This is a genomic window from Alkaliphilus peptidifermentans DSM 18978, from assembly GCF_900101495.1.
In the GTDB taxonomy this organism is placed as follows: Bacteria; Bacillota; Clostridia; order Peptostreptococcales; family Natronincolaceae; genus Alkaliphilus_C; species Alkaliphilus_C peptidifermentans.
The window spans coordinates 13,609-37,239 of the sequence record NZ_FMUS01000017.1 but is presented as its reverse complement, the minus strand read 5'-3'; the positions used below and the strand labels follow the sequence as shown (position 1 = coordinate 37,239).

Genomic DNA, 23,631 nt, shown 5'->3' with positions numbered 1-23,631 from the left:
CATTGGGTGAATGAGCGGACTTCGCATAATTATTTCAAACACTTGGTTAAAGGACTATTAAGATTCTTTACACGTAGAATCTAGGTTACAATTTAAATTTATTAACTTCACTCTCCATGGAATCCATTAATTCTTTCAATGACTGAGCCGTTAGGGCTACTTCGTGGGATGCAGCACTCATTTCTTCTGAAGATGCTGATATTTGCTGAGCTGAAGCTGATGTTCCTTCTGCAATATTTATAACATCATTAACTTTAGCAATAACTATGTCTTTATCTTCATTAATCTCTAAGATAGATTTGCTTATTTCATTGACTTTTGGTAAAATACCCGATATCTGTTGACTTATTATTCCAAATGACTCAAGCATATTTTGTAGAGCTTTTGTTTGATTTTCTGTATCAGCTTGAATTTCACTTGTTGAATTAATTATATCTGTGTTGCTAGCACTTAAAGTCACCAGTAATTGATTGATGTCTTCTGACGCTATCTTAGTTTCTTCTGCAAGACTCCTTATCTCATTAGCCACTACGGCAAAGCCTTTTCCTGCTTCTCCTACCCTTGCAGCTTCTATGGCAGCATTTAAAGCTAATAGATTAGTTTGGTCGGAAATATTTTTTATTAATACCGTTATGGATTTAATATTATTCATACTACCGCTGAATTCATTAACCTTTTCCCTAACTTCAATAAATAACTCATTGAACTTATTTATCGATTCTACTAAGTCCTGTAATGTTTCATTTCCATCAGAGACCATGGTATCGGTCTTTTGGGTATAGCTATTTACTTCATTGATGGAACTAACCATTTTTTGTAGCTTATCATTGAATGGCACTATAATATGATTAATATTATTTAACTCCTCAGTTTGGGTAACAGAACCTTTAGCTATTTCTTGAATAGTTATCGCTACCTCCTCTGACGAAGATGCCATTTGTTCAGAGACAGTTGCAAGCTCCTGACAGTGTTGATTAACTTTAAATGACCTACCCTTTACTTCAGTCAGCATAGTTGCAATGGTACCTATGGTATTACCTAGAGATTTTCGCATAACATTAAATTCATTCTTACCATTTGCCTCTATTTCTATTGAAAAATCACCATTTGATATAGTTTCATAGTCATTTATAGTCTCTTTTATTGCTTTTTTTATGTTGGTTATTAGGAATAAACAGAATAGCAGTATAACTATTCCTGCTCCAGCAAATACACCCAACATATCATTTCTCGTTTTATTAAAAATATTGTTACTATTTATACTAAGCTCTTCAGCTGCAGTTCTATTGTAATCTATAACCATAGAAAGATTTGTAATCATCTGGTTTCCTTGGGTTGTAAGCCTTAATTTATCTTCTGGCGTTGCCTCTTCTCCATTGAAAAGTCTATCTCTAAAATCATCGAAAAACTTCATAAATCCATCATAATTTCTCTGGAATATTGAGAACATTAAGTAATGGTTAGATTCTTCATCGACAATTTCATATGCTTCAATCATTTCTCTTACTTCAACGTCTAAACTAGAAATACTGTTTGCAATGCTGGAGCTATAACCTAACTCACTAAGCCTCATCATCTCAATTCTTAATAGCATTACTTTATTTGCTAAATCATTAGCCTGCTGTATAGGAATAAGTGCATCCTCATACATATTTGCCACGTTGTCATTCACTGTGCCTACACCATAATATCCCATAACTCCAACACCTATAATAGCTATTAAGCTCACAATCATGATTACTATTATATAAGTAGTGATTTTGATGTTATTTGTAATGTTTTTCATGGAGTTCCTCCAATCTTTAAATGTATTTTGTTGTTGACTAGATATCCATAAAGCCAATTAAGTAATATACGATTAACTTTTGATTTGATACTTATAGATATAGAACCCTTCTTTCTAGTTGAATATTACTGGCATTGGTTGATTTATAAAATGATAAAATCGTTCTAAATTAAGTAATTACAAGGTATTTAGATATATTAATTATATTTGAAAGTTTTTGAATTGTCAATTTTTTCTTATATTAGTCAAAATTTGTTTTTAATTAGTAAATAATGTCTAAAAATAATCTAAGTAGGAGCAATATTTCTTGGATAGTAAAGACTTTAAAAGCTCTAGTGTATTTGTATCACCTGATATTTTTCTGCACTCATACATAAAATCTGGTTTTTGAAAACCTAATGCTATTACGGTTAGAGTATTAATATCCATGTATAGTGCCTTTGATTTATGTAATTGATCTTCTAAAGCTTCTTTATTTACAGATTCAAACGAAACTCCATTAGATGAAATGGTATAAATCCCATTGTTCCAAGTAGCCCATTGGTCTTTTAATCCTAGTACCAATTCTCTATCAAGTCTTGAAAAGTCAATATATCTTTCTAAAAATTCCTTTACAAGCACTATTCTTGCCATAAAGTAAGGTACTAATTGTATTTTTGCTGCTGGATTATTGAATAAAAAAGCCATCTGTTCATCGTCGGCAGTAATAACCTCTACTTCTTCTATCATAGAGTCATGATTAGCTATGAAGTTCCATAGTCCTCTTCTGCTATCTTCATCTAAATATATATATTCTTTAACTTCCATCTTGTTTTCAATTATCTTATAGAATAGATATCCTTTGGGTTCATTATCTTCATTATAGTAAATGGCTGGTATATGTTCCCCATCATATTGATTATCCCTCCACCATTTTTCACTTCTAATAAGCATCCCATTATATTTTGTTATGTACTTAGTATAAATTTCGTTGACTGTACTAAGACCATCTAAGCCTTTTTTCCTTTCCACTTTACCTTCAATGCCTTTATAATAACTTAAATCTTTGTTTAAAATTGTTGTCTTCTTTAAGTTTGATATAAGCTCATAACCGTATTTTCTGTAAAAATTTATATCAAAGGGATGTAGATAACTTAATATATGCCCCTCTTCCTTCATGGTTTCAATGGAAAGATTAATGAGTCTGTTTACAATTCCTTTTCTTCTATATTCAGGGTAGGTAGAAACACTGGCTATTCCTCCCATAGTATGTTCCTTATTATTAATAAGGACGTATAGGGGAATCACATGGGTCTTTGCTATCATTTCTTGGTCATCAAATACACCAAATATTATATGATCCTCCATAAAGCTTGTCTTTTTTTCTCGTTCTTCATCTTTAAGTTTGTACTTAAATGAATACTCAGATAGTTTTATAGCATCATCCATTTCTTCAGTTGTTATCCTTCGAATTTCAAACATACACTTCTCCCCTTATTCCATTTTAATATTTAACTTAGCCTATATTAATTATTGTAGACTTCTTTTTCATAGTATCCATTGACTTAAAAACTCCATTACTCTTACGTTCTTTTTTTAATTAGTTCAATATCTGATATTTAAAACAAACTTAACTGATTACTTTCTATTTTACTCTCATATGTATGCATATAAGAAAAAATACTATTTGGGTTGCATATTATACCGTGCTTTTTACACTCCATGTTTAATATTTTCATAAGCCGATTATGATTATCACTGTTACATATATAAGAATACCCGAATTTATCTATATACTTTTGCTTTAGTTGTGGAAACTTTTCATCAAGCTTATTATAAAAAAACTCACGATTTCCCTCCCGTAAGGTTAGTCCAATGCCAAAACTGATAATACCATACACCTTTGCTTCTATACAGTACTTTAAGAGCCCCCTTATATTTTCTTCAGTATCATTTATATATGGTAGAAAAGGTGTCAACCACACAACAGTGGGAATTCCGTTATCTCTGAATATTTTAAGTGCTTCAAATCGTTCCTTTGTAGTTGAAACATTTGGCTCAATTATTCTACACATGTCCTCGTCATAGGTTGTAAGTGTCAGCTGCACAACACATTTTGACTTTTTATTTATTGATTTCAGTAAGTCGATATCTCGTAAAATCCTATTGGATTTTGTCTGTATTGCAAGCCCAAACCCATATCTATCAATTATCTCTATACATTGCCTCGTATAACATAACTTTTCTTCCAGTTCAATATAAGGATCACCCATAGCACCTGTACCTACCATGCATTTTTTCCGTTTTCGCAACAGCTCCATCTCCAGCATTTGAGGAGCATTTTTCTTTACTTCAATATCCTCAAATTGATGCTTCATTTGATAACATTTACTTCTACTATCGCAGTAAATGCATCCATGACTACAACCACGATATATATTCATTCCGTTTTTTGGTGATAAAATTGATTTATATTCTTTATAATGCATACATATCTTCCTTTCAATTGACCCGAAGTTATAAAGTATTATAAATCTATTCTAATAAACATACCTTGACAACTGTATGTCATATATCAATATTTCCTAATATCTTTTTTACGACTCTATAATATCACTGATATTCTCAAATAATTTACAGCTCTTCTATGAAAATGTGCCACTCATCCTTTTAAAATTCATGTGTTTTATTTCCTTCGTAGTATCTAGTGCTACTCCATACCTTTAACGCTACTACATTCTCTTCATCAGCTAATTCAAACTCAACCTTAGTACATGGATGACCTTCGTAATAAAAGCATGTTTCATTTACTGGTAATAGTTGATATAGATTACCATCATCTGCAGTTGCATAAAGCTTATCATTTTTATAGAATACTGATATTGTAAAACCTTCTTCAAATTTATAATCACCAGCATATTGTTGTAGAATTCCTGAGTCTAGCTCTGCTGTTTCTATTTTCTGCGGGAAAATATATTCCTCTCCAAAGACAATAGCCTCCATAGTCTCAGAGACTACCATAAGTGCAGTTACATCAGAGTTATTACTTAAAAAAATCAGTACATAGTCATCGTCAGGATATCTAATAATAAATGAATTATAGCCTCCACCACCAATGGCACCGCCATGACTAAGCCTCTTTCTATCATATTTCTCTGATATGATCCATCCATATCCGTAACCGTTACTTAAATCTCCCCAGTGGGGTGAAGAAGCTTTTTCGATAGACTCTTTTTTTAGTAATTTATCATATTTAAGCCCTCTATCATACTTATATAAATCTTCAACAGTAGAATATATATTTCCACTGCCAATTATACAGGAAAAATTGTATATCGACTGAGGTCTTGCATCATTTGACATTATGTTATATCCAATGGATTGATTTTCAGCATAGGTATCATCAATTCCACCTCTAGTATTATCCATACTCAAATGTGTAAATATATTGGCATGTATATAATCATTATATGACTCACCTGAAACCTTCTCAATTATTGCCGCTAAAACTATGTAACCTGCATTACTATATGAGTAATCTTCACCTGGCTCAAATAGCATCATTCGTTTATTAATTAAATTAATGTTTTCTTCCAACAATACTTCTTGTCTACCTAAAAATCTACCCTCTCTGTCTAAACCTGAAGTATGGGTTAAAAGATGGTGTATGGTTATATCATCTCCTCTATCTAGCCCATCAATATATTTTGATATTGGGTCATTTACATTTAGAAACCCCTTTTCCTGAAGCTGCATAATTGCTACGGCTGTAAAGGATTTAGTGATTGATCCTATAGCAAATACATTATCTGGTCTATTCGGAATGTTTTTTTCATAATTTGCAATTCCATAGCCTTCATTTAAGAGAATTTCATCTCCTTTAGCTACTAATATGGTACCGCTGTACTTATAACTGCTATTCTCATTGTAAGCTTCCATAAATTTTTCCAGTTCTATTGCCGTGTCGTTTTTTCCTCCGCACCCACTTATAACTAAAATTAAGAGACTAATCATAATCAAAAGCCACACCAAAGAAGAAAATCTATTATTTTTCATATTTTTTCACCTCCATTACTCCTTCTATAAAATAGTACGCAATAATTTTATAATTAGTTCAATTTGCTATTGCAATTTAGGAATTGTTTTAAATAAGTATTTATTATTTTAAATATTGAATGTTTCTCCCTTTAACTGCTGCCATTGTAGAGATTTCACCATGGCCTGGATATATAACTGTATCATTTGACCATCTTGATACCTTATTGGTTATTGTTTTTTTTAGCGCCTCCTCACTTCCGCCCTCTAGATCAGTTCGTCCTAAATCGTCACTAAAAATAGTATCACCAGTAAAAACAATGTTTGAGCCCTTCACCTTAAGGGATATACCCCCTGGTGTATGACCTGGTGTATGGATAACTTCAAGAGCTATTTCATCAATACTTATAACATCTCCTTCTATTACTAATTTTTCTGGTGTTATAGATATTATTTTTCTTCTCACTGATATAGATCTATTTATTTCTGGATCTTGTAGCCCCTTTGCTTCTTTCTTGTGGGCATAAATGGGGCAATTATACTTATTTTTTAGTTCTTCAGCTGCTCCTGTATGATCATGATGGTAATGAGTTAATACAATTCCCATAGGATTTAATGAATTTCTATCTATATACCTCATTATTGTTTTTCCTTCGTCACCGGGATCAATAATTAGGGCTGCCATCGTATTTTCATCATGGAGAATATAAGTATTTGTTTCATTTATACCTACTATAATTCTTTGGATTTTCATAGAAGTCTCCTCTCTAGTTTTTAATATGACTTTAAAATTTCTTTCCTCTGTTTAACATAGTAAAGCTTGTTTAACCAATTTATTCGATAAAATATGTCCTAGCATAAAAAAATACAATGTAGCTATTGGCATAATTTAGTGTATAAAAATAACTATCACCTCTAGCTCTTTGTCTAATTCTAAAGGACAAAGTGCTCATATGACTAAATTATATCATATGTGCTAGATAATGATAGTATATGAGAAATGAATGATTAATCTTAATTATTCCATCAAAACAACACCTAAGGCTTTATAGGTTTCGTAGCTGATATTTGGGTTTTTAGGTAGGCCATTGTCTTTTTGAAATTGATATAGAGCATTCTCCATATGGGGTCCATACTTACCATCTAAATAGTCTATCTGATAGTAGCCTAATACCTGTAATCTTCTTTGGACTTCGTATACATCGGACCCAAAATCACCGGGTCGAATGGTATCTAGCCCATAGCCAAAGGGTCCGAATTCTCCATTTATAATGGCAACTGGCGTGCCATGCTTAACATATTGGTATAAATCTTCAACATCTTTATTATGCATCCGAATGCAGCCTGCTGACGCATCGTATCCAATTGAGTCTGGTTTGTTTGTGCCATGTATTCCGTAGCTACCCCAGGGTACGTTCAGTCCCATCCATCGGGTTCCGAAGGCACTTCCCCACCTTGCTTTATTTGTTATTTTCCATGAGCCTAAGGGTGAAGGTGAGTCTAGTTTCCCACTTGCTATAGTATATTCTTTAATTAGTTCTTTTCCATTAAGTAAGTACAGCTTTTTTACGGATATATCTACAAGAATCTTTAAATCATCGTAATCTGGATTATCTAATATCATTTGATTTTCCCATTCTATGTATTCATTTAAACCTCTTACATCACCTCTATTTAAAAAATAACCTATGACCTGAAAATGTCCTATTGCGAAAATAGCAGCTGTAACAATAATCAAAAAAAGTATTGGTTTACATTTCCTAAACAACTTAATCCCTCCTCCACATAACATTATATGCGGCAGAGAAATTCATAATACGAGTATATTGTTTACAAATAGGTTATTAGATAGAAAAAGAGCCCTAAATAGTGTAATTGAAGGGCTATGGCTTAAATTTGGTTCTGGCAGTATAAAGGGAGTTGCATTTGTTGATCCTGTATTAAATCTTGATCAGCGGGGTGGGTGCTATTGCATTTAAGTAAAAAAGATCTTACTTAAAAATAAACAATATTGAAATAAAATGGATGAGAGTTTTGACAAACCATTCCTTTTTATTCTCTTCATTCTTTATTATATACTCTTCTTACACCATGTTGAACTAAGACGCATAACACAGAAACTATTGTAATCAAAAGTGATTTCTTTATATTCCCATTAGTTATTAATAAAGAAAACGCAAAAGCGAAAATTATCCCAGCAATCAACCCAAAAACAAAGCCTTTTTGCATTTAATCACATCTCCAATTTATATTTTAGTATTGGTTAGACTTTTTTTGATATCCGGTCAAAGTTGAACCTTATCATAACTCAGTGATTTCTTAATATGTAGCCTTCTGGTAAAGATGTTGGATAAATTAGGGTAAATAGAAGAATCTATAAATATCATATTCTGTTGTTAAATCATCAGATACTGCTAGGAAAATTAGCAAAGTATACACCTCAATTCTATGTTATTAAGGCATTCATCATTCTACAAAAACTTTCAATTTATAACTTTATAAAGGTTATTCTCCCTAAGATTATATAAAACCTTTATAAACCGTTGGATAAATAATTACATTCTTTTCAAAAAATTTACATCGAACTACTCATATAGTACACCTATTAGTAGTTATCTTAAAATAAAAAAAGCCTATCTCTAAGCTTTTCTAATGTTTGGAAGGTAGTTATTCAAATTTCTTCTTGTTGACATGTACTCCAGTACCTTCAGTCCCATCCATCGCTTCTGAAGGCGCTTCCCCACCTTGCCTTGTTTGTTATTTTCCAGGAGCCTAAGGGTGAAGGTGAGCCTGGTTTACCACTTGCTATAGTATATTCTTCAAATCAAAGGTAAAGACCTTTGCCAAAATGCATTATTCGATTTATTGGAGACTATTTCCTAGGTTGATATCTAACTTGCCTGTTCTACTGCTGTGCCTTAATTGTTTCTATCAGTTTTATGGGATTCACAATTTTTGTCAGCTCATATTCCTTACCATCATGGGTAATCATAACAGAATCACCCGTTTCTATCGCTTTTTGCCAGAATTGTTCAGGTGCTATCTCAGGATTAACCTGGCAGGCTAATGCATAAAGACCTGCTATATATGGAACAGTCCAACTCAATCCCCCGTTCCTGTAAAACACATAATCTGTTGTATGAGTAGGACTTGCGGTTGTTCTCGAATCCATAGGAAACAGCAAAGTTGTATTTCTCAGATAATTAGGTCTTTCATAGAACTTTTTTTCCCACCAAAGACCAGGTTTGTAAGATGTATAATCATCAGGATCTGATTGTGGGGTTTTACCCAGACCGTGGAAATCAAACCCATAAAAATCACTTAATGAGCATGAAACTACAAAAATACCATTTTTTTCAGCAAGCTCTATGGCATTTTTTATTTCCTTGTATCCCCTTTCATATTTTTCAAAGCCTTTGGAAATAGCAATGACTCTGATTTTGTTATCTTCAAGAATGGTATTATTAATTTCCACTATACGTTCGATTGATTGAGCCACCCATATATAATTGTAATTATATCTTAGTCGATGAACGTTTCCAAATGAACATGAAATGTAATACAAATCAGCTCCCGGGGCAACACCTACAGTTTTACCGACTGCGATGGAAGAAACAGCACTTCCATGCATGGTAGCTACTATATCCGAACTATGAATTTCTTCGTATAATTTAAGTTGTTCCCGATACTCAATATGATCTATTAAAAGACCTTGGTCAATAATTGCAATGCCAATTCCTTTTCCATCGATTCCTTCTCTATGAAGTTCTCTTATGTTTAGCCCTGGATTTTTACAATTTTCCAGTATTTCGTAAGGCTTAAATTCATCAGGCAAAGCATCAGGCCACTTTGTCTTGCTGTCAAAATGTGCAAATTCTAGATCCTTCAATCTGTCCTCCAGATTGAGATTAGAAAGGTCATAACTTCTAAGATCCATCTTCCAAATTGAAGATGCTGGACTATATTCAGGCAGTTTTTTCATTTCTCCTCTTGAAAAATCAAGTGCATCAAGATGCCTTGTTATGCCTATACCGTTATTATTCATATTTGTAATATATTCCGGCTCCTGAAAAAAAAAGTAGTAAATGGATGCAACAGAAAGTATAATAATAATCGATATACTGATAATAATAACATGTTTACGCATATTGTACTCTTCCCCTCTTCCCTCATTTTTCTTAGTATACAAAGTCATTTATTTCTTTACTGGTTTTAAGCCAGTTTTCATTTGTCGGTGAAGTTAATAGTTTTTTCACCTACTGTGTTTTTATGAGCTGATTAAGACCATTATAATAATTTAAGGCTACTGTATTACTCTCTTCATCTTCACCTGATGATAAACTCTGATAATAGGATTTTCTCCTGCTATACCGGGTTATTTCTGTTATATCATCTTTTCTATTTTGTATTTATTTTGTATTTATTTTGTATTTATTTTGTATTTATTTTGTTTTCATTTTGTGTTTCTATTATTTGCTCTATGACATAATCCTTCATTTATTATCTCTTCTTTACTTTAGTAGTTTTTTATTTTTTTATATTACTAAGTGATAAAAAGGTCAATTTTAACCTTTGGTAATCGGTACAAATTTTTCTCTTCGATTTTTAGTTTCTCTACTCTTATCTTTTCTATGTTTCTCATAATACTCCTTCAATATTTCATAAAGAAAACTTAGTTCCGATTGAATTTTTCTCCACCTGAGCTCTTGTTGCACTTATCTCTATGCATGGCGGACTTATTGAAGAACCACTTATTGACTAACCACCTATTTTCACTTAATGGACATTAAGACATTTATAGCTTTCCTTTCAGGGGGTCACTCCTTACCGTCTCTGTCACTTTCAATCATGTTTAATTATGTAGGTCGTTTTTTATCTTTTGTATTTCTCTATGTTGATAATACTCTAACAAAACTATCTAACCCTCCCAGCACCTATCTTCACGACTAAATTTAGTATTTTTCTTAGTACATGTTATATTTTGCCCTAATTTTATAATAAAGTCTACTATTACAAGCTTTTTTCATTAATGCTTCTTCCTATGAAGTCCTATGATTAATCATTCTCAATTTTTACTCAACTTAAATTATCTAGAAGTTGGTGGCGAACAGAAAAAAGCAGTTCTGAATCATAGGATTCAAAACTGCTTTTTTAGTGATTAATATTACTCAATAATATTAATCTGCGCTTGGGCAAGCGTTTATGTTTCATATCATTATAACATATTTTCTCCCTTTATAGTATAAATTTTAAAAACACTATATGACAGCAACTTACTGAATTAATAGTTAATTTATTCTTACAATTACCTGTCTAATATCTGAGGCTAGCCTACTTAGCTACCCTGCCTATCCCGTCATTACTAGTATTCAAAAGGATTGTATTCCCTGTAGACTCTCCTATGGCCTGAAGTATTCTAAGTTGAAGTAGGGTTGGATTATTTTCAAGTAACTTTGCACTATTAGCTAGGCTCCGTAGGGTTGCAGCCTCACCCCATAAGTCTGTCCCCTCGGCACTGAGTTTCTCCCTCTGATATTTTATCTGATATACTGAATTTCTTACCATCTTTGTGTCCTTGATTAAATACATTTGAATTACCTTTATATCTGGTGTTTGTATTAATGGATTTTTTGAAAACCTTCTTATTATATGCATCAACAACCTCTTTATCCTTTGATAAAACCAATCCCCATTCTTGATTGGTTCTTTTTTGTTCATCAAACTGTTCAGTCATTCCTTTAATAAAACCTATTGCATAGTCATTGGCTACACCTTTAGTACTGTATCCCGCTTTCTTATATTTATATTGTATTCTTTTAATAGTGCTTTCAATGCAATCTACAGCATATTCAAGAACTAGATTACATACAGCAATGTCTTCTTCTCTACCAAAGAATGTAATGGTATTTACATTTCTTGTTTTAAAATAAATGTAACAGCCGAAATTATCTGCAATCAAGCCAGCTAGTATCGCCTTCCATTTAGCCTTTGTGAATGTAATATTGCTGGCTAAATCTTTAATTTTGTTACTATCTATTTTATAATCTTCAATTTCCCTCAAAGATAATTTATGTTTTACTAGTAGCTCTTGGGCTTTAAGCATTGCTAGTCTTGCCTCATGCTGATTACTACTTTCGCTCAAGCTTAATAGCTTTTTAATTTTTTCAATTATTTTACCATTCAATAGCTTGTCCTCCATTCGATGTGCTATTTTATCATACCATAATTAATGTGATTTACTGATGTCTTATCTTTTGGAAAATGTGTATAAAAAAAAGCTTATTTCTAAGCTTTTCATCAAATATTAATCAACCTTTGATTTCTCTAAAATACCATACAACAGTATATTTTCAATCTCTTTTACTGCATTATTTATATTAAGGTTACTTTCTATAAGAAAATTATACTCTAGAATAGCTCTGGTTGTTCTCTCTAATATAAGGGATAATACTTCTATATTTATATCACTTCTAAGTTCTTTAGTCTCTATCCCTTCTTTTATAAGATCTCTTACTATATTCAGTTTAAAGCTACGTTGTTCTTCTATATTTTTCCAATCATTGGGATAGTGTTTTTCTATTTCTTCTAAAATATCTAAAGGAATCTCGTACTTATGATGAGATAATAAAGCTGCATTGATTTTATCTATTAATGTATTTTCTTTATTAACTGCTTCTATAGTATTTTCGATATTGTCTTTTATACTAGTATTAACAAACTCACTTACAAGTTCATCTTTGCTTTTAAAATATTTGTATATTGTTCTTTTAGCAATGGATAGATCCTTTGCTATATCATCCAGGGTAAACCTTTTAACCCCATGTAAATTAATATACTTTCCACATGATTCTATTATTCTGTCTTTCACTCTAATCACCTCAAAAGAAAATGCTATGATTAATAATAACATGTTTTTTTCTTATTCTACAATAGATTTCTAATATTCTTAAATATAGGAGCAGGTAATTTCAATGCTATCTCTAGGCATTATCTTCTCTCTAAATAACCTGTCAAGTCTTTTAAGTTCTTTGATATCCCCCTCAGTGAATCTATGCTTATTGTTTCCATTTTCTATTTCCTGTAGAGTTTTCTTTAAATCCAATACTCTATATATACTTTCATTTATGTTTTCTTTTCTATAAAAAATATATATTGGCAATACCTTGAGCTCAGTAATTTTTACAACCCTTTCATTGTTTTCGAATCCTTCCGATAACTCTAACTTAACCAACATAGCCAATCTTGAGTTTTTAGTAAAAAGATTTAATGATACTAATTCCCCCAATGAATAAACAATCAACCCCTCTTTATGTCTTTTTTGTATCGGATCATAAAATCTGTACTTTTCCAGCGGTTGAACAACATGAGGATGACCTCCAAAAATTATATCAACCCCACACTCCATAATGCTATGCCCCATTTTTATTATGTTTTCGATTGGATAGGTTTCAAACTCCAAGCTCCAATGGAGCATTGCAACAACCATATCTGCCCCCTTATCTCTAGCAATTTTTACATGCTTTTGAATAAGGGAAATATCAGTATCAGGTTTGTTGAGTCGGAGATTATTCACCATGTATTCCTTACCTGGTATAGAGTCCTCACCGTTGAGGCAATATGTGTATGAAATAAAGGCAACCTTAATACCGTCCTTATCAAAAACTGGTATGTCCCATTGTTCTTCTTTGGTTCTTGCAGTACCTACATGACCATAACCCTTAGAATCGAGAAAATCTAATGTGTCGATTATTCCTTTCTCTCCTTGATCTAGGCTATGGTTATTGGCAGTTGCAAAGAAGTTTACACCCCTACCGCCACTTATGAATCTTTCAAACATTTCCGGGGTGGTGTTAAGCTTTGGTGCTGTCAAACACATGCTAGGCACTCCAACTGCTGGCTTTGATGGAACGATTGGAGATTCAAGATTTGCACATACGATATCTGCTGCAAAGTAAAAGCTTTCTACATCATCCCATAGATTAATAGTGTTTTCAGGAGTTATCATCTCTGATGAGCTTAAGTCTCCTCCTGCTGTTATGGTTATGGTATTATTGATCTGAAATGAGTCATCCTTAAAATTAAGATCTTGATTTGCAAAATACTCCTCAATGCCTTTATCTTTTTCTGCATTTTCAATCTGCTTAACAACTGACTTATATCCCCACCAGATTTTTTCTTGGATGTCCATATATTTAAAGTTGTCTTCATATTCCTGTGAGTATTTATATTTTTCTCCCTTAAAAAACCCTATTATATACAATAAGCCCTTTAGTAATAGATATTTCATGTTATGGGTCACTCCTTTGAGATTGATTATCTAGATTAATCAATAGTCTTCAGCATGTTTCTCTTATATAGATATTTAGCTGCAATTATTGCTGTTCCAACACCAATAGGTATTGTTATGGCAGTAGGAAGATTAGGAATAAAACTTAATAGAACGGCAATGGAAAGAGGTGCTACTGCCAATTTCCATTCTTTTAGAATATAATAGGCACCTATAGATCCAAATAAAGCTGGTAGAATCTGTTCAAATGCAGGTTGGATTATTGGATTATTAAGTTTAGCTGTAATAGGTACTATCATAATAACGCCTAATATTATAATTACTTGACTTGCAATAACAGATCCAGCAATTGCTATGGTTGCAATAATGTCACCCTCCTTAGTTGAGGGCTTTACCTCAGCAACCTCCATACTAATTGCAGCGCATGGTATTTTCATATTTAAAATATTTCCCGTAAGATATGACATATACATTGCACTTGATCCAAGTATAGGAGCAAAGGTTAATACCTCCACAATCGAAACAGCTATCATTACTGATGAAATACTTATAATTCCATTTAATAAGCTATTTACGGGTGGAATTATATCATAAACTAGCCATAATATTATAGGCGGAAGAAAGGAGAGGATTAGTCCCATAATTAAAGTAATCCTTCCAATGGTATGTATTTTATTTTCATATTGATTTTCATGAAAATTGCTTTGGGTTTTTATAGCCATCTAACTTTCCCTCCTAAAATAATTTTGCAATAAGTACAGTACACACCATTGCACCTATCATGCTAAAGGCAAGGGCAAATTCCCTCAACCAGTTTTGCTTAAATTTTACTATTAACATTGCAAAGAGTGTCATTATGGCGGCACCAGAAAGTAAGGTTGCAAGAGGTAATCCTCCTGTGGTTAAGGGATCTGCTATGAAAATTGAAAAGACCCCTATGAAGGCGGCATTCATTAAAATAGATCTCCATTTGGGATCTGTATTGACTGCCCTAGCATATCGTGCTTTTATCTTCTTTAAAAAGAAAGTCACAATCATAATTGCCCATATTGAGCCTACACACATAATCCATATTGAGGAGGCGAATACTTCCTTTGTATAGCCTGTTCCTCCTAATGTATCTACTCCCATAGACTTAGCACCAATTCCTGCCGCCATAAGCTCATAGGGTGCTGATCCAATTATTGAAAGCCTTATCCATGGAATTGGAATTCCAAGCACTGGAGTCATGGTCATAAGTGCCACTATAACTGCAATGGTGGGAACAATAGTAGATATAACCCCTGTTCTGAATGCCTTAACCATCTTATCTTTTGATAAACCAATTTTTAGCCCCTCTTTATAGGCCAATCTCATATACATAAGTGATTGTAAAATAATGAAAGAAATAATTACGGCTCCGCAAATAAAAAACACTTTACTATTGGCAATTACCAAGTAATCCTTCATACTTACTCCTCCTCCATTTTAATAAGTTGCATATAACCTACTGTTTCTCACCGTTGAAACCTATCTGGTTTTTCTAGTTTCACTTCAATTGTATTTCTTTAGAATTTTTTTGTCAATTAAAAATTTTCAAAATATTAATTTAATATTTAGGTATGATCTGATATTGGTATTCTAATACTAAACAACTTATTTTATTATAATATAAATAAGGCATAAATCTTTGAGATCTATGCCTTTTTATTATTTATAAAGCTTAACATTGTTTTATTAATCTTACATAAAAGGAGACAGTTTCCATTAAAGTACTTATACGTACTCCCTCATCATTTCCATGAATAAGTCCAATATCTTCCTTTGAAAGCTTCATGGCTGAAAATCGTAGTACATTATCACTAATTTTGCAGAAATGTCGAGCATCGCTGCCAGCCAGCATTAAATAAGGTGATACAATGGCTCCCGGCCAGGTTTGAGAAATAGCATTTTTTACTTTACCCCACTGAGGCGACTTTGTATTGGCATATGGAGATGCGTTTCTGCTTTCAATCACACTTAGTTTAATTCTCTCTTCATTTATGACCTTCCTCAAATATTCCAAAGCATCTTCAACTGTATCTGTTGCCAAAAGACGTAAATTCAAGCCGACCCTTGCCTTTGGTGGTAACACATTAAAGGCTTTGCTACCCTCCATCTTAGTTACAGCGCAGGTTGTTCGCAGTAGTGCATTCATTTCTCCACCCTTTCTCTTAAATAGAAGCCCAAGTAATGGCCCAAAACACCAAAGATTAGCAAATATAATTCTCATGCCAAAGCTGGAATGGCGCCCCAGGGTATTTAGCATCTCTAGAGATGGTGGTGTCAAATGTGCATTGAAGGGATTTTTCTCAATTTTCACAACTGCTTTTGCCAAAATACCCACCAAAGAATGGGGAGGTGGTGCCGACGAATGTCCGCCTTGACCTGTTATTTCCAGCTCTACATCCATATATCCCTTCTCACCAATTCCTATTAAGGCACAAGCCTCTTTCACTCCAGGGAAGATGTTTTCCACCACTGCACCACCTTCATCTAGGACAAGTGCAGGGCGTATATTTTTTTTATTTAGATATTCAACTATGGCAGGTGCCGATTCACCGCTGATTTCCTCATCTCCAGAAAATGAAAAGTAAATGTCCTGCTGGGGTACAAATCCTTTTTCTATTAAATATTCTGCTGCCTCAAGGGCACCACAAAGGGTACCTTTAGTGTCTAGGGTTCCTCGTCCCCATATGGTTTCATCTTCAACAATTCCCCCATAGGGTTCCTTTGACCATAGCTCTTCATTGGCTGGAACCACATCATAATGTGACATTAATATTGTTACCTGATCAGATTGTTTTCCCTTCCAGTGATATAAGATTCCACTGTCTCCAATCTCTTCCCTTTTACACAGTCTGTGAAGATTTGGATACAGTGTTTTAAGCAATTCTCTAAATTTCTTAAATTCCTCTAAATCCATTTTCTCTCTATCATTATGGGAAATTGTTTTACATTGAATCATCCTAGAAAGATTAGAAACAATTTTATCAATATTTAGATCTACAGCTTCAGTTTCAACAATATTCTCCTCTGTTGGCTTAAATAGCAAAGTTCTAACAAGAATTACTACAACTAACACCGATATAACACCTAATATAGCATATATCATCCCATTCTCTCCCTTCTATAAATGTCCCTTCACATATAGCAAGCGTGCAACCACAATGGCAATTAGAGATCCCACAGGAACAAGAACTGATACTGAATGTGCCAAGCTTGGAATCCATACAAACAATGTAATCATAAAAATCAGAGGTGCCATTGCAATTTTCCAATTTTTACTTACATATACGACAGCAAGCCCACCAAATAGTGCAGGTAAAATATTGTCAAAGGCTGGTTTTAAAAAATCAGAATTTAAGATAGGAGTAAGTGGCGTTAGCATCAAGACTCCAACTGCTATAATGATGGTTGTAACAATAGAGGATGTTGCAATGGCAATGGTGGATATAACCTCTCCCTCAAGTGTTCCTTGTTTAACCTTTGCATTTTCCATTGCATAAAGGGCACATGGAACCTTTAGGTTCGTCAAATTGCCAGTTACAAAGCCTAAATAGGAGCCTCCAGACCCCAACATGGGTGTATAAGTAATGATTTCAATTACCGCTACTGTCCAAAATATGGGCGCAACCCCCAATAGCCCTTTAACTACTCCACTGAGCTCTGGCCAAGCTCCATAATAAACACCTATGGATGTTGGAATCATCAGCATCATCACAAAGGCTGAAAGCATCCATATTCTACCGTAAACGTGAACAGCTTCTTCATAGTTTACCTTTTTCATAGCATATCCCCCTAACCTATCAGATTAGTAATGAAGATAGAAAAAGCCATGGCGCCTAAAATACTAAAGGGTAGGGCATAATCTTCTATCCATTTTACTTTGTATTTTTTTAGCAATAAACCACATATCATCATTATTAGTGCTGAAAACAATAGGACAAATACGGGTATCCAGCCCTGTAATCCACTTCGAATTTCTGCAAAAACAACTCCTAAAAAAGCAGATATCATTCCCAGAAAGATAGCGGTAATAAATAGGTCTCCCCACTTTAAATCCTTATTCTTAACTCGAACTATGCCTCCTTGAATCTTCTTAAGGAATAAAGGAATTAAGACTACACTGGGAATAATCCCTATAGTCATGACCCAAACAATAGTTGTAAATGCCTTTGGATCGGTTATCTGTTCCGTTACTACAACTCCTACAGAAGCTGCTGCAGATGCTGCTGCAGTCAATTCATATGTTAGGGCTCCTAAAATACTCAGTCTAATCCATGGTAAAGGCAACCCTAGAAATTTAGATAATGAAATAACTCCTAGCAAAATTGAGATCGCTGGTGCTATTGTAAATACAGCGCTTGATAAAATGGTGCTTTTTACTACGTCGGGACTTAGCTTCATTTTTTTTGCTTGTCTAACAGCTTTTATGAGAAAGAAGAATGATTGTGCTAAGACAAATACAACTACGATGAATGCAACAAGAAATAAAAACCCGCTGTTCAAATTAAAATTCAAAATAATTCCCCCTTTAAAAATTCTTTTAATATCCCTTCTTAATCCCCTTCTTTTTCATCATAACTAAGCCAATTTACTTCAATAAATATGAAGAGCGCCTTTAACTTATCCTTTAAGCTGGGCCCATGCCCAACCTTCAAATCTCCATTGACCTCCCTCAACAGCTTTATAAATTCCTGACGCTGAGATCCATTTAACACAACATTACCAACGTTAATGATTCCTATTTTAAATTCGTTAATAAGCATAGGATAAATGGGATTTCCACAATATAGTGCATAGGAATGCATCCATCTAAAAACATCCTCTGGTGAGTCAATTGAACAATCCTCTTGAATTGCACAACATTCCACTCGTTTTTCTTGGTCACCATCCACTATAGCCATAAGTATTGCCTCTAGATTATTCTGTATGAATTTTAGCATGGCAATATTTAGCTCTCTACTTATTCCAGTGCGATAGAGATTATAAATGCTTTCCAATAGTCCTAGCTTTCCAGACTCTCTATAATCGTTAACCCGAACGCCACGCCGTGGAATTATGGTTACCAATCCACAGGCCTCTAGTCGAATTATGGCTTTGTGTATAACAGGCCTGCTATAACCCAGCATTTCTGCCAATTCCCGTTCTGGTCTGAGCATTGAATGTGCCTTTAGATTACCATTTAGAATTTCCTTCACTAAACACTCCTCCGCTGTTGCCTCAGCAGACTTTTTTTTCATCAAATCACCTCCATACATTATCTGTGGTATTACCACCAAATTTTATTCTTATTATATCCTGCTCTCAATATAAACGTCAATATTATTGTGAAAAGGTTCTGAAAATTCGCTTCATATAATTATCCACCAACAGGTATCATTATGTTATAGTTATTGTAATGTTTTCATATAAGTGTTACTGTAGAGGTAGTTATAGTTTTATACTCCGTTGAATTGATTAATATAAAATAAGAAACATGGAAGGAGAAAGATCGATATGTATGAATATATGTTTATAAAAATAGACTTAAATACTAACTGGAAAGGAAGAAGCCCAGTAGAAGACTATCATAAAGTAATTGAGCAGCATGCTTCTGAAGGTTGGCGATTGGTTCAAGTATTTGCACCACCTATTTCTGGATATGGAGTAGCAGAATTTCACGAACTAATATTTGAAAAGAAAAAGTAGTCATATATAAAATACCCTATAGGGTAGACTTTTTTTTATTGTCTACTCTATAGGGTTCTTTTTATAATAAGATGTTTATTCTTTATATCAAATTAGGCAGGTATCATTTGTTTTTTATTTTGTCTAATCCAATGGCGATGCTGAGAGATTAAATTTATAAACTCCTGACTAAAAGTATTTATGTCAGTAACATTTCGAATTGTTACTACTCCCATTTCAGTAATTAACTGGTCTTGAGTATCTGTACCTGCCATAGCAACACCTTGAATAGCAGAGTTCAGCAACAGGTCTACTCCTTCATTTGTTGCTCCAATTGTTTTAGCATGTTTAAATGCCTCATTAATAAAGTGCAGGGCATCTCCCTGTAGCATTAAAGTTTTTATGCTTTGTTGTCCTCCAGGTATATAAACCGCATCATACTTTATTGATGCAGTGGTTAAATAGTTTTTACCTACTTCTAATTGTTGTCCTTCTATACCTGTGAGGATACCAAGATTTTTACTGACAATTTCTGCTTGTAGTCCATTAGCTTTTAATGCTTCCATTACCTGACTAATATCCTGATAATTAAATCCATTTTCTAAAAGTATAGCAACTTTTCTTGTGCGTGGATTCATAACAGTATTCTCTTGACTTAGGGCGGGGGATGAAGTCGTAACTCCAGTTCCGCCGGGAGCTGACGGTGGTGTTGCACCGACACCCGCAGCTATCTGTATTGCCAACTGACCATCCACATTATTAAACATATCTACTACCCGCTGCTTTATTCCCTTATCCATTACGCTCCCCACTTCGAAGTGAAATGCCTCAATAATATGTTGTTTCTCTGCATTAGACATACTGTTCCAGAAAAGCGTTGCCTGTTTATAGTGATCCATAAAACTATCACTACGCTGACGGATCTTTTGACCCTCAACCTTCTCTGTATAGTGAACATAGCCATTCTCTGGGGTTGGTAGTGGCGCATTCCCTTGAAGGGTGTTTGGTGAATAACTAACGGAGCCACGGTCAATCGTCATACGATGATAGCCATCCCTTTGGTTATTATGTATTGGTGCCACAGGTCGATTAATTGGTATCTCATGAAAATTTGGACCACCCAGTCGAATAAGCTGTGTATCCAGATAGGAAAACAGTCTGCCCTGTAGTAAAGGATCATTGCTAAAATCGATACCTGGTACTACATGGCCAGGATGAAAAGCAACCTGCTCTGTTTCAGCAAAGAAATTATCTACGTTACCATTTAGTGTCATCTTTCCAATTCGTCTCACAGGGATAATTTCCTCAGGCCAAATCTTGGTAGGATCTAAAATATCAAAGTCAAAGCTAAATTCCTCTTCTTCCTCTAACATCTGTACCCCAAGCTCATACTCAGGATATTCTCCCATGTTAATGGCCTCCCAAAGGTCTCTTCTATGATAATCTGGATCTTTGCCAGCCAGTTTTTGAGCCTCGTCCCAAACCAAGGAATGTATACCCAGTAAAGGCTTCCAATGAAATTTAACAAAGCGTGCCTTACCCTGGTCATTAATAAATCTAAAGGTGTTGACACCAAAGCCCTCCATCATACGAAAACTTCTTGGAATAGCTCTATCAGAAAGTAACCACATAATCATATGGGCAGTCTCTGGAGTATTAACTACGAAATCCCAAAATGTATCATGGGCGGCTGAGGCCTGTGGTATCTCATTGTGAGGTTCTGGTTTAATTGCATGTACCACATCTGGAAATTTGATTGCATCTTGAATAAAGAATACTGGGATGTTATTAGCTACTAAATCGTAGTTACCATCTTCTGTGTAGAATTTAGTAGCAAACCCTCGAACGTCTCTAACAGTATCTGCCGAACCACGGGAACCAACAACTGTAGAAAAACGCACAAAAACTGGGGTTTTAACTGTTGGATCTTGAAGAAATTTTGCTTTAGTAAACTCATTCATTGATTCATAGGCTTGAAAGTAACCGTGTACTCCAAATCCACGGGCATGAACCACACGCTCCGGGATACGTTCATGGTCGAAATGGGTAAGCTTTTCTCTAAAATGAAAATCCTCCATAAGGGTAGGTCCCCGAACCCCTGCCTTTAGAGAATCATCTGTGTTGGAAACTCCTACTGCTTGATTTGTAGTAAGAAGCTTTTCGCCATGGCTTACACGGAAAAATTCCAGACCCTCATTCTTGCTATTTTCATGTAGTGAAAACTGTTGTTGCTGTTTTTCTTTATCCATTATATCCTCCCTCTCATGCCATAATAGAACCAGTTTCAGATTTACTATTAGACTACACAATACTAATTGTATTGTGGAAAAAATCACTAATTTTTACACCATTAGTATTTATTGCATTACTATAGCCTATACTGGTATTTATTGGTGGAGTTGAAGGCTGAAATCAAAAAAGCTATGATTTAATTGGGGATATATAACATGAGAAAGAAAAAAACACTTTAATAGCTGATTAAGCCATAAAGTGCTTTTGCATTTTTAATCAATAGAAAAATGTTATAATATTTATGACCCCAAAATTGTTTTAATGAATAACCTAACTACTTCTGCACCACCAATAAATGTACCAAGGGTACTGCCTAAATTTGTAAGTGCTACCACAAGTAGAATACGGGTTACCTTGTTTCGCCAGAATCCTTTAATGGTAAATACATCCTCTGACAGTTGTTCAAAGTCTGCTACGCTTGGGCGTCGAAAATATGCTTCAACAATTCCGGCAAACCATCCAGCCGCCAATAGAGGGTTCAGTGAGCTGAGTGGGGCTACAATAAAGGCAGTAATGATGGCAAGAGGATGACCGAATGCAATGGATGCACCAATTGCTGAGGCGAAGCCATTCCATAGAACCCAGCTCATTGTCTGATTGATTCCAGCAGAACGATTTACATAAAATGTATAGCTAATAATGCTAAGTATTAAAATAGGAATTAGCCAGCCAATGATTTTAGGTATATTTGATTTTGCTGGAATTTGTGATAAGGCTATTACATCATTTTCTTTATTAATTTCTTCTTTAATTCCAGGAACATGTGCCGCCCCAAGAACAGCCACAACCTTGTTTCCTGGCGCTTCCTTAATCTTTTGAGCTAGATACTGATCCCTCTCATCTATTAAGGGAACCTTTAACCTAGGAAATGACTCAGTGAAGTCATTAAGCATAGAATTAAGCATATCCTGAGATTTTAACTTTTCAAGCTCCTCTTCTGAAATGTTTTCATCATTAAAGATGCTAAAGAAAATTTGAACAAGAAGCTGCGCCTTTCCTCTTAACCCAATGCCATGCCAAATTCTTGCAAAGGTTACTTGTATGTTTCTATCAGCTAAAACCAGTTTAGCACCTACCTCTTTAGCTGATTCAATCCCTTGAATCATTTCTTGTCCAGGCTTTATATCAAATTGCTTTGCTAATCGCTTTTGAAAGGAGGATATAACTAGATTCATTAATAGGAAGGTTGCTTTCTTTTCCTTAATAACCTTAAATATATCCATTTCTCTCCATTTATTACCTGCCACAATAGATTGATATCTTTGCTCATCTAATTCTACACAAACTGAATCGGGTTTTTCTAAATCAATAACTTCCTTTACTTGTTCAGCACTTTGCCTTGATACATGGGCTGTTCCTATTAAGATAATTTCCTTACCATCTAAATCTATTCTAGTAATATTTTCTTCAGACATAGGCTACCTTCCTTTTACAATTTCTTTTTTAGTATATATATTTAAAGAATTCTTTCTATTACTATTATGGGCTAGAATAGATAAAACTTCAACTAATTTAATTACTGACTAATAATTTAGTGCAAAACAAATTATCCTTCACTGTA

At 34.1% G+C, this 23,631-nt stretch carries 19 protein-coding genes; 1 reads left to right on the top strand and 18 read right to left on the bottom strand.

All coding sequences use genetic code 11. The features are described from left to right. Window positions 1-85: 85 nt before the first annotated feature. From BLP68_RS12580 to BLP68_RS12505, 16 genes are all read right to left on the bottom strand, one after another. Window positions 86-1,786, bottom strand: coding sequence for a methyl-accepting chemotaxis protein (locus BLP68_RS12580; protein WP_091544138.1), 1,701 nt, complete (start codon window positions 1,784-1,786; stop codon window positions 86-88). A gap of 276 nt (window positions 1,787-2,062) precedes the next feature. After that, entirely contained in the window at window positions 2,063-3,247 is a 1,185-nt protein-coding gene (locus BLP68_RS12575; RefSeq protein WP_091544137.1) for a GNAT family N-acetyltransferase, read from the bottom strand. A gap of 137 nt (window positions 3,248-3,384) precedes the next feature. Next, a complete protein-coding gene (locus tag BLP68_RS12570; RefSeq protein WP_091544134.1) occupies window positions 3,385-4,254 on the bottom strand; it encodes an SPL family radical SAM protein in 870 nt (289 codons plus the stop codon). A gap of 181 nt (window positions 4,255-4,435) precedes the next feature. Beyond that, the gene (locus tag BLP68_RS12565; RefSeq protein ID WP_091544131.1) at window positions 4,436-5,821 is read right to left on the bottom strand and encodes a serine hydrolase; all 1,386 of its coding nucleotides are present in this window, start codon (window positions 5,819-5,821) and stop codon (window positions 4,436-4,438) included. A gap of 103 nt (window positions 5,822-5,924) precedes the next feature. After that, entirely contained in the window at window positions 5,925-6,554 is a 630-nt protein-coding gene (locus BLP68_RS12560; protein ID WP_091544129.1) for an MBL fold metallo-hydrolase, read from the bottom strand. A 264-nt stretch (window positions 6,555-6,818) separates the two neighbouring features. After that, window positions 6,819-7,568: a L,D-transpeptidase family protein gene (locus BLP68_RS12555; RefSeq protein WP_242876982.1), complete on the bottom strand. Its 750-nt coding sequence runs from the start codon at window positions 7,566-7,568 to the stop codon at window positions 6,819-6,821. Window positions 7,569-8,705: 1,137 nt separating this feature from the next. After that, a complete protein-coding gene (locus tag BLP68_RS22140) occupies window positions 8,706-9,947 on the bottom strand; it encodes a S8 family serine peptidase (protein ID WP_242876981.1) in 1,242 nt (413 codons plus the stop codon). Window positions 9,948-11,288: 1,341 nt separating this feature from the next. Then, entirely contained in the window at window positions 11,289-11,984 is a 696-nt protein-coding gene (locus tag BLP68_RS12545) for a DUF2786 domain-containing protein (RefSeq protein ID WP_091544123.1), read from the bottom strand. Between the two features lie 120 nt (window positions 11,985-12,104). After that, window positions 12,105-12,668 (bottom strand): TetR/AcrR family transcriptional regulator, encoded by a 564-nt coding sequence (locus BLP68_RS12540; protein ID WP_176759018.1) that lies wholly within the window; start codon window positions 12,666-12,668, stop codon window positions 12,105-12,107. Between the two features lie 78 nt (window positions 12,669-12,746). Continuing rightward, window positions 12,747-14,087 carry a CapA family protein gene (locus tag BLP68_RS12535; RefSeq protein ID WP_091544117.1) on the bottom strand — a complete coding sequence of 447 codons (1,341 nt, stop codon included), beginning with the start codon at window positions 14,085-14,087 and terminating at the stop codon, window positions 12,747-12,749. Between the two features lie 35 nt (window positions 14,088-14,122). Further along, complete coding sequence (locus BLP68_RS12530) at window positions 14,123-14,809, bottom strand: hypothetical protein (RefSeq protein WP_091544114.1); 687 nt, start codon at window positions 14,807-14,809, stop codon at window positions 14,123-14,125. 13 nt (window positions 14,810-14,822) lie between these two features. Next, on the bottom strand, window positions 14,823-15,536 hold the full coding sequence (locus BLP68_RS12525) for a DUF5058 family protein (protein WP_091544112.1): 714 nt from the start codon (window positions 15,534-15,536) through the stop codon (window positions 14,823-14,825). A 253-nt stretch (window positions 15,537-15,789) separates the two neighbouring features. Further along, the gene (locus BLP68_RS12520; RefSeq protein ID WP_091544110.1) at window positions 15,790-17,220 is read right to left on the bottom strand and encodes a M20 family peptidase; all 1,431 of its coding nucleotides are present in this window, start codon (window positions 17,218-17,220) and stop codon (window positions 15,790-15,792) included. Between the two features lie 15 nt (window positions 17,221-17,235). After that, on the bottom strand, window positions 17,236-17,895 hold the full coding sequence (locus BLP68_RS12515; protein ID WP_091544108.1) for a hypothetical protein: 660 nt from the start codon (window positions 17,893-17,895) through the stop codon (window positions 17,236-17,238). 11 nt (window positions 17,896-17,906) lie between these two features. After that, window positions 17,907-18,629, bottom strand: coding sequence for a DUF5058 family protein (locus BLP68_RS12510; protein WP_091544105.1), 723 nt, complete (start codon window positions 18,627-18,629; stop codon window positions 17,907-17,909). Window positions 18,630-18,667: 38 nt separating this feature from the next. Continuing rightward, window positions 18,668-19,351, bottom strand: a complete 684-nt coding sequence (locus tag BLP68_RS12505) for a GntR family transcriptional regulator (protein ID WP_176759017.1) — start codon at window positions 19,349-19,351, stop codon at window positions 18,668-18,670. Between the two features lie 256 nt (window positions 19,352-19,607). Between BLP68_RS12505 and BLP68_RS12500 the strand changes: the two genes are divergently transcribed. Further along, window positions 19,608-19,799: a DUF4177 domain-containing protein gene (locus tag BLP68_RS12500; protein ID WP_091544099.1), complete on the top strand. Its 192-nt coding sequence runs from the start codon at window positions 19,608-19,610 to the stop codon at window positions 19,797-19,799. A 92-nt stretch (window positions 19,800-19,891) separates the two neighbouring features. Here the strand turns inward: BLP68_RS12500 and BLP68_RS12495 are convergent, their stop codons facing one another. Continuing rightward, window positions 19,892-22,027, bottom strand: a complete 2,136-nt coding sequence (locus BLP68_RS12495; protein ID WP_091544096.1) for a catalase — start codon at window positions 22,025-22,027, stop codon at window positions 19,892-19,894. A gap of 282 nt (window positions 22,028-22,309) precedes the next feature. After that, window positions 22,310-23,485, bottom strand: a complete 1,176-nt coding sequence (locus tag BLP68_RS12490; protein ID WP_091544093.1) for a TraB/GumN family protein — start codon at window positions 23,483-23,485, stop codon at window positions 22,310-22,312. Window positions 23,486-23,631: the final 146 nt, after the last annotated feature.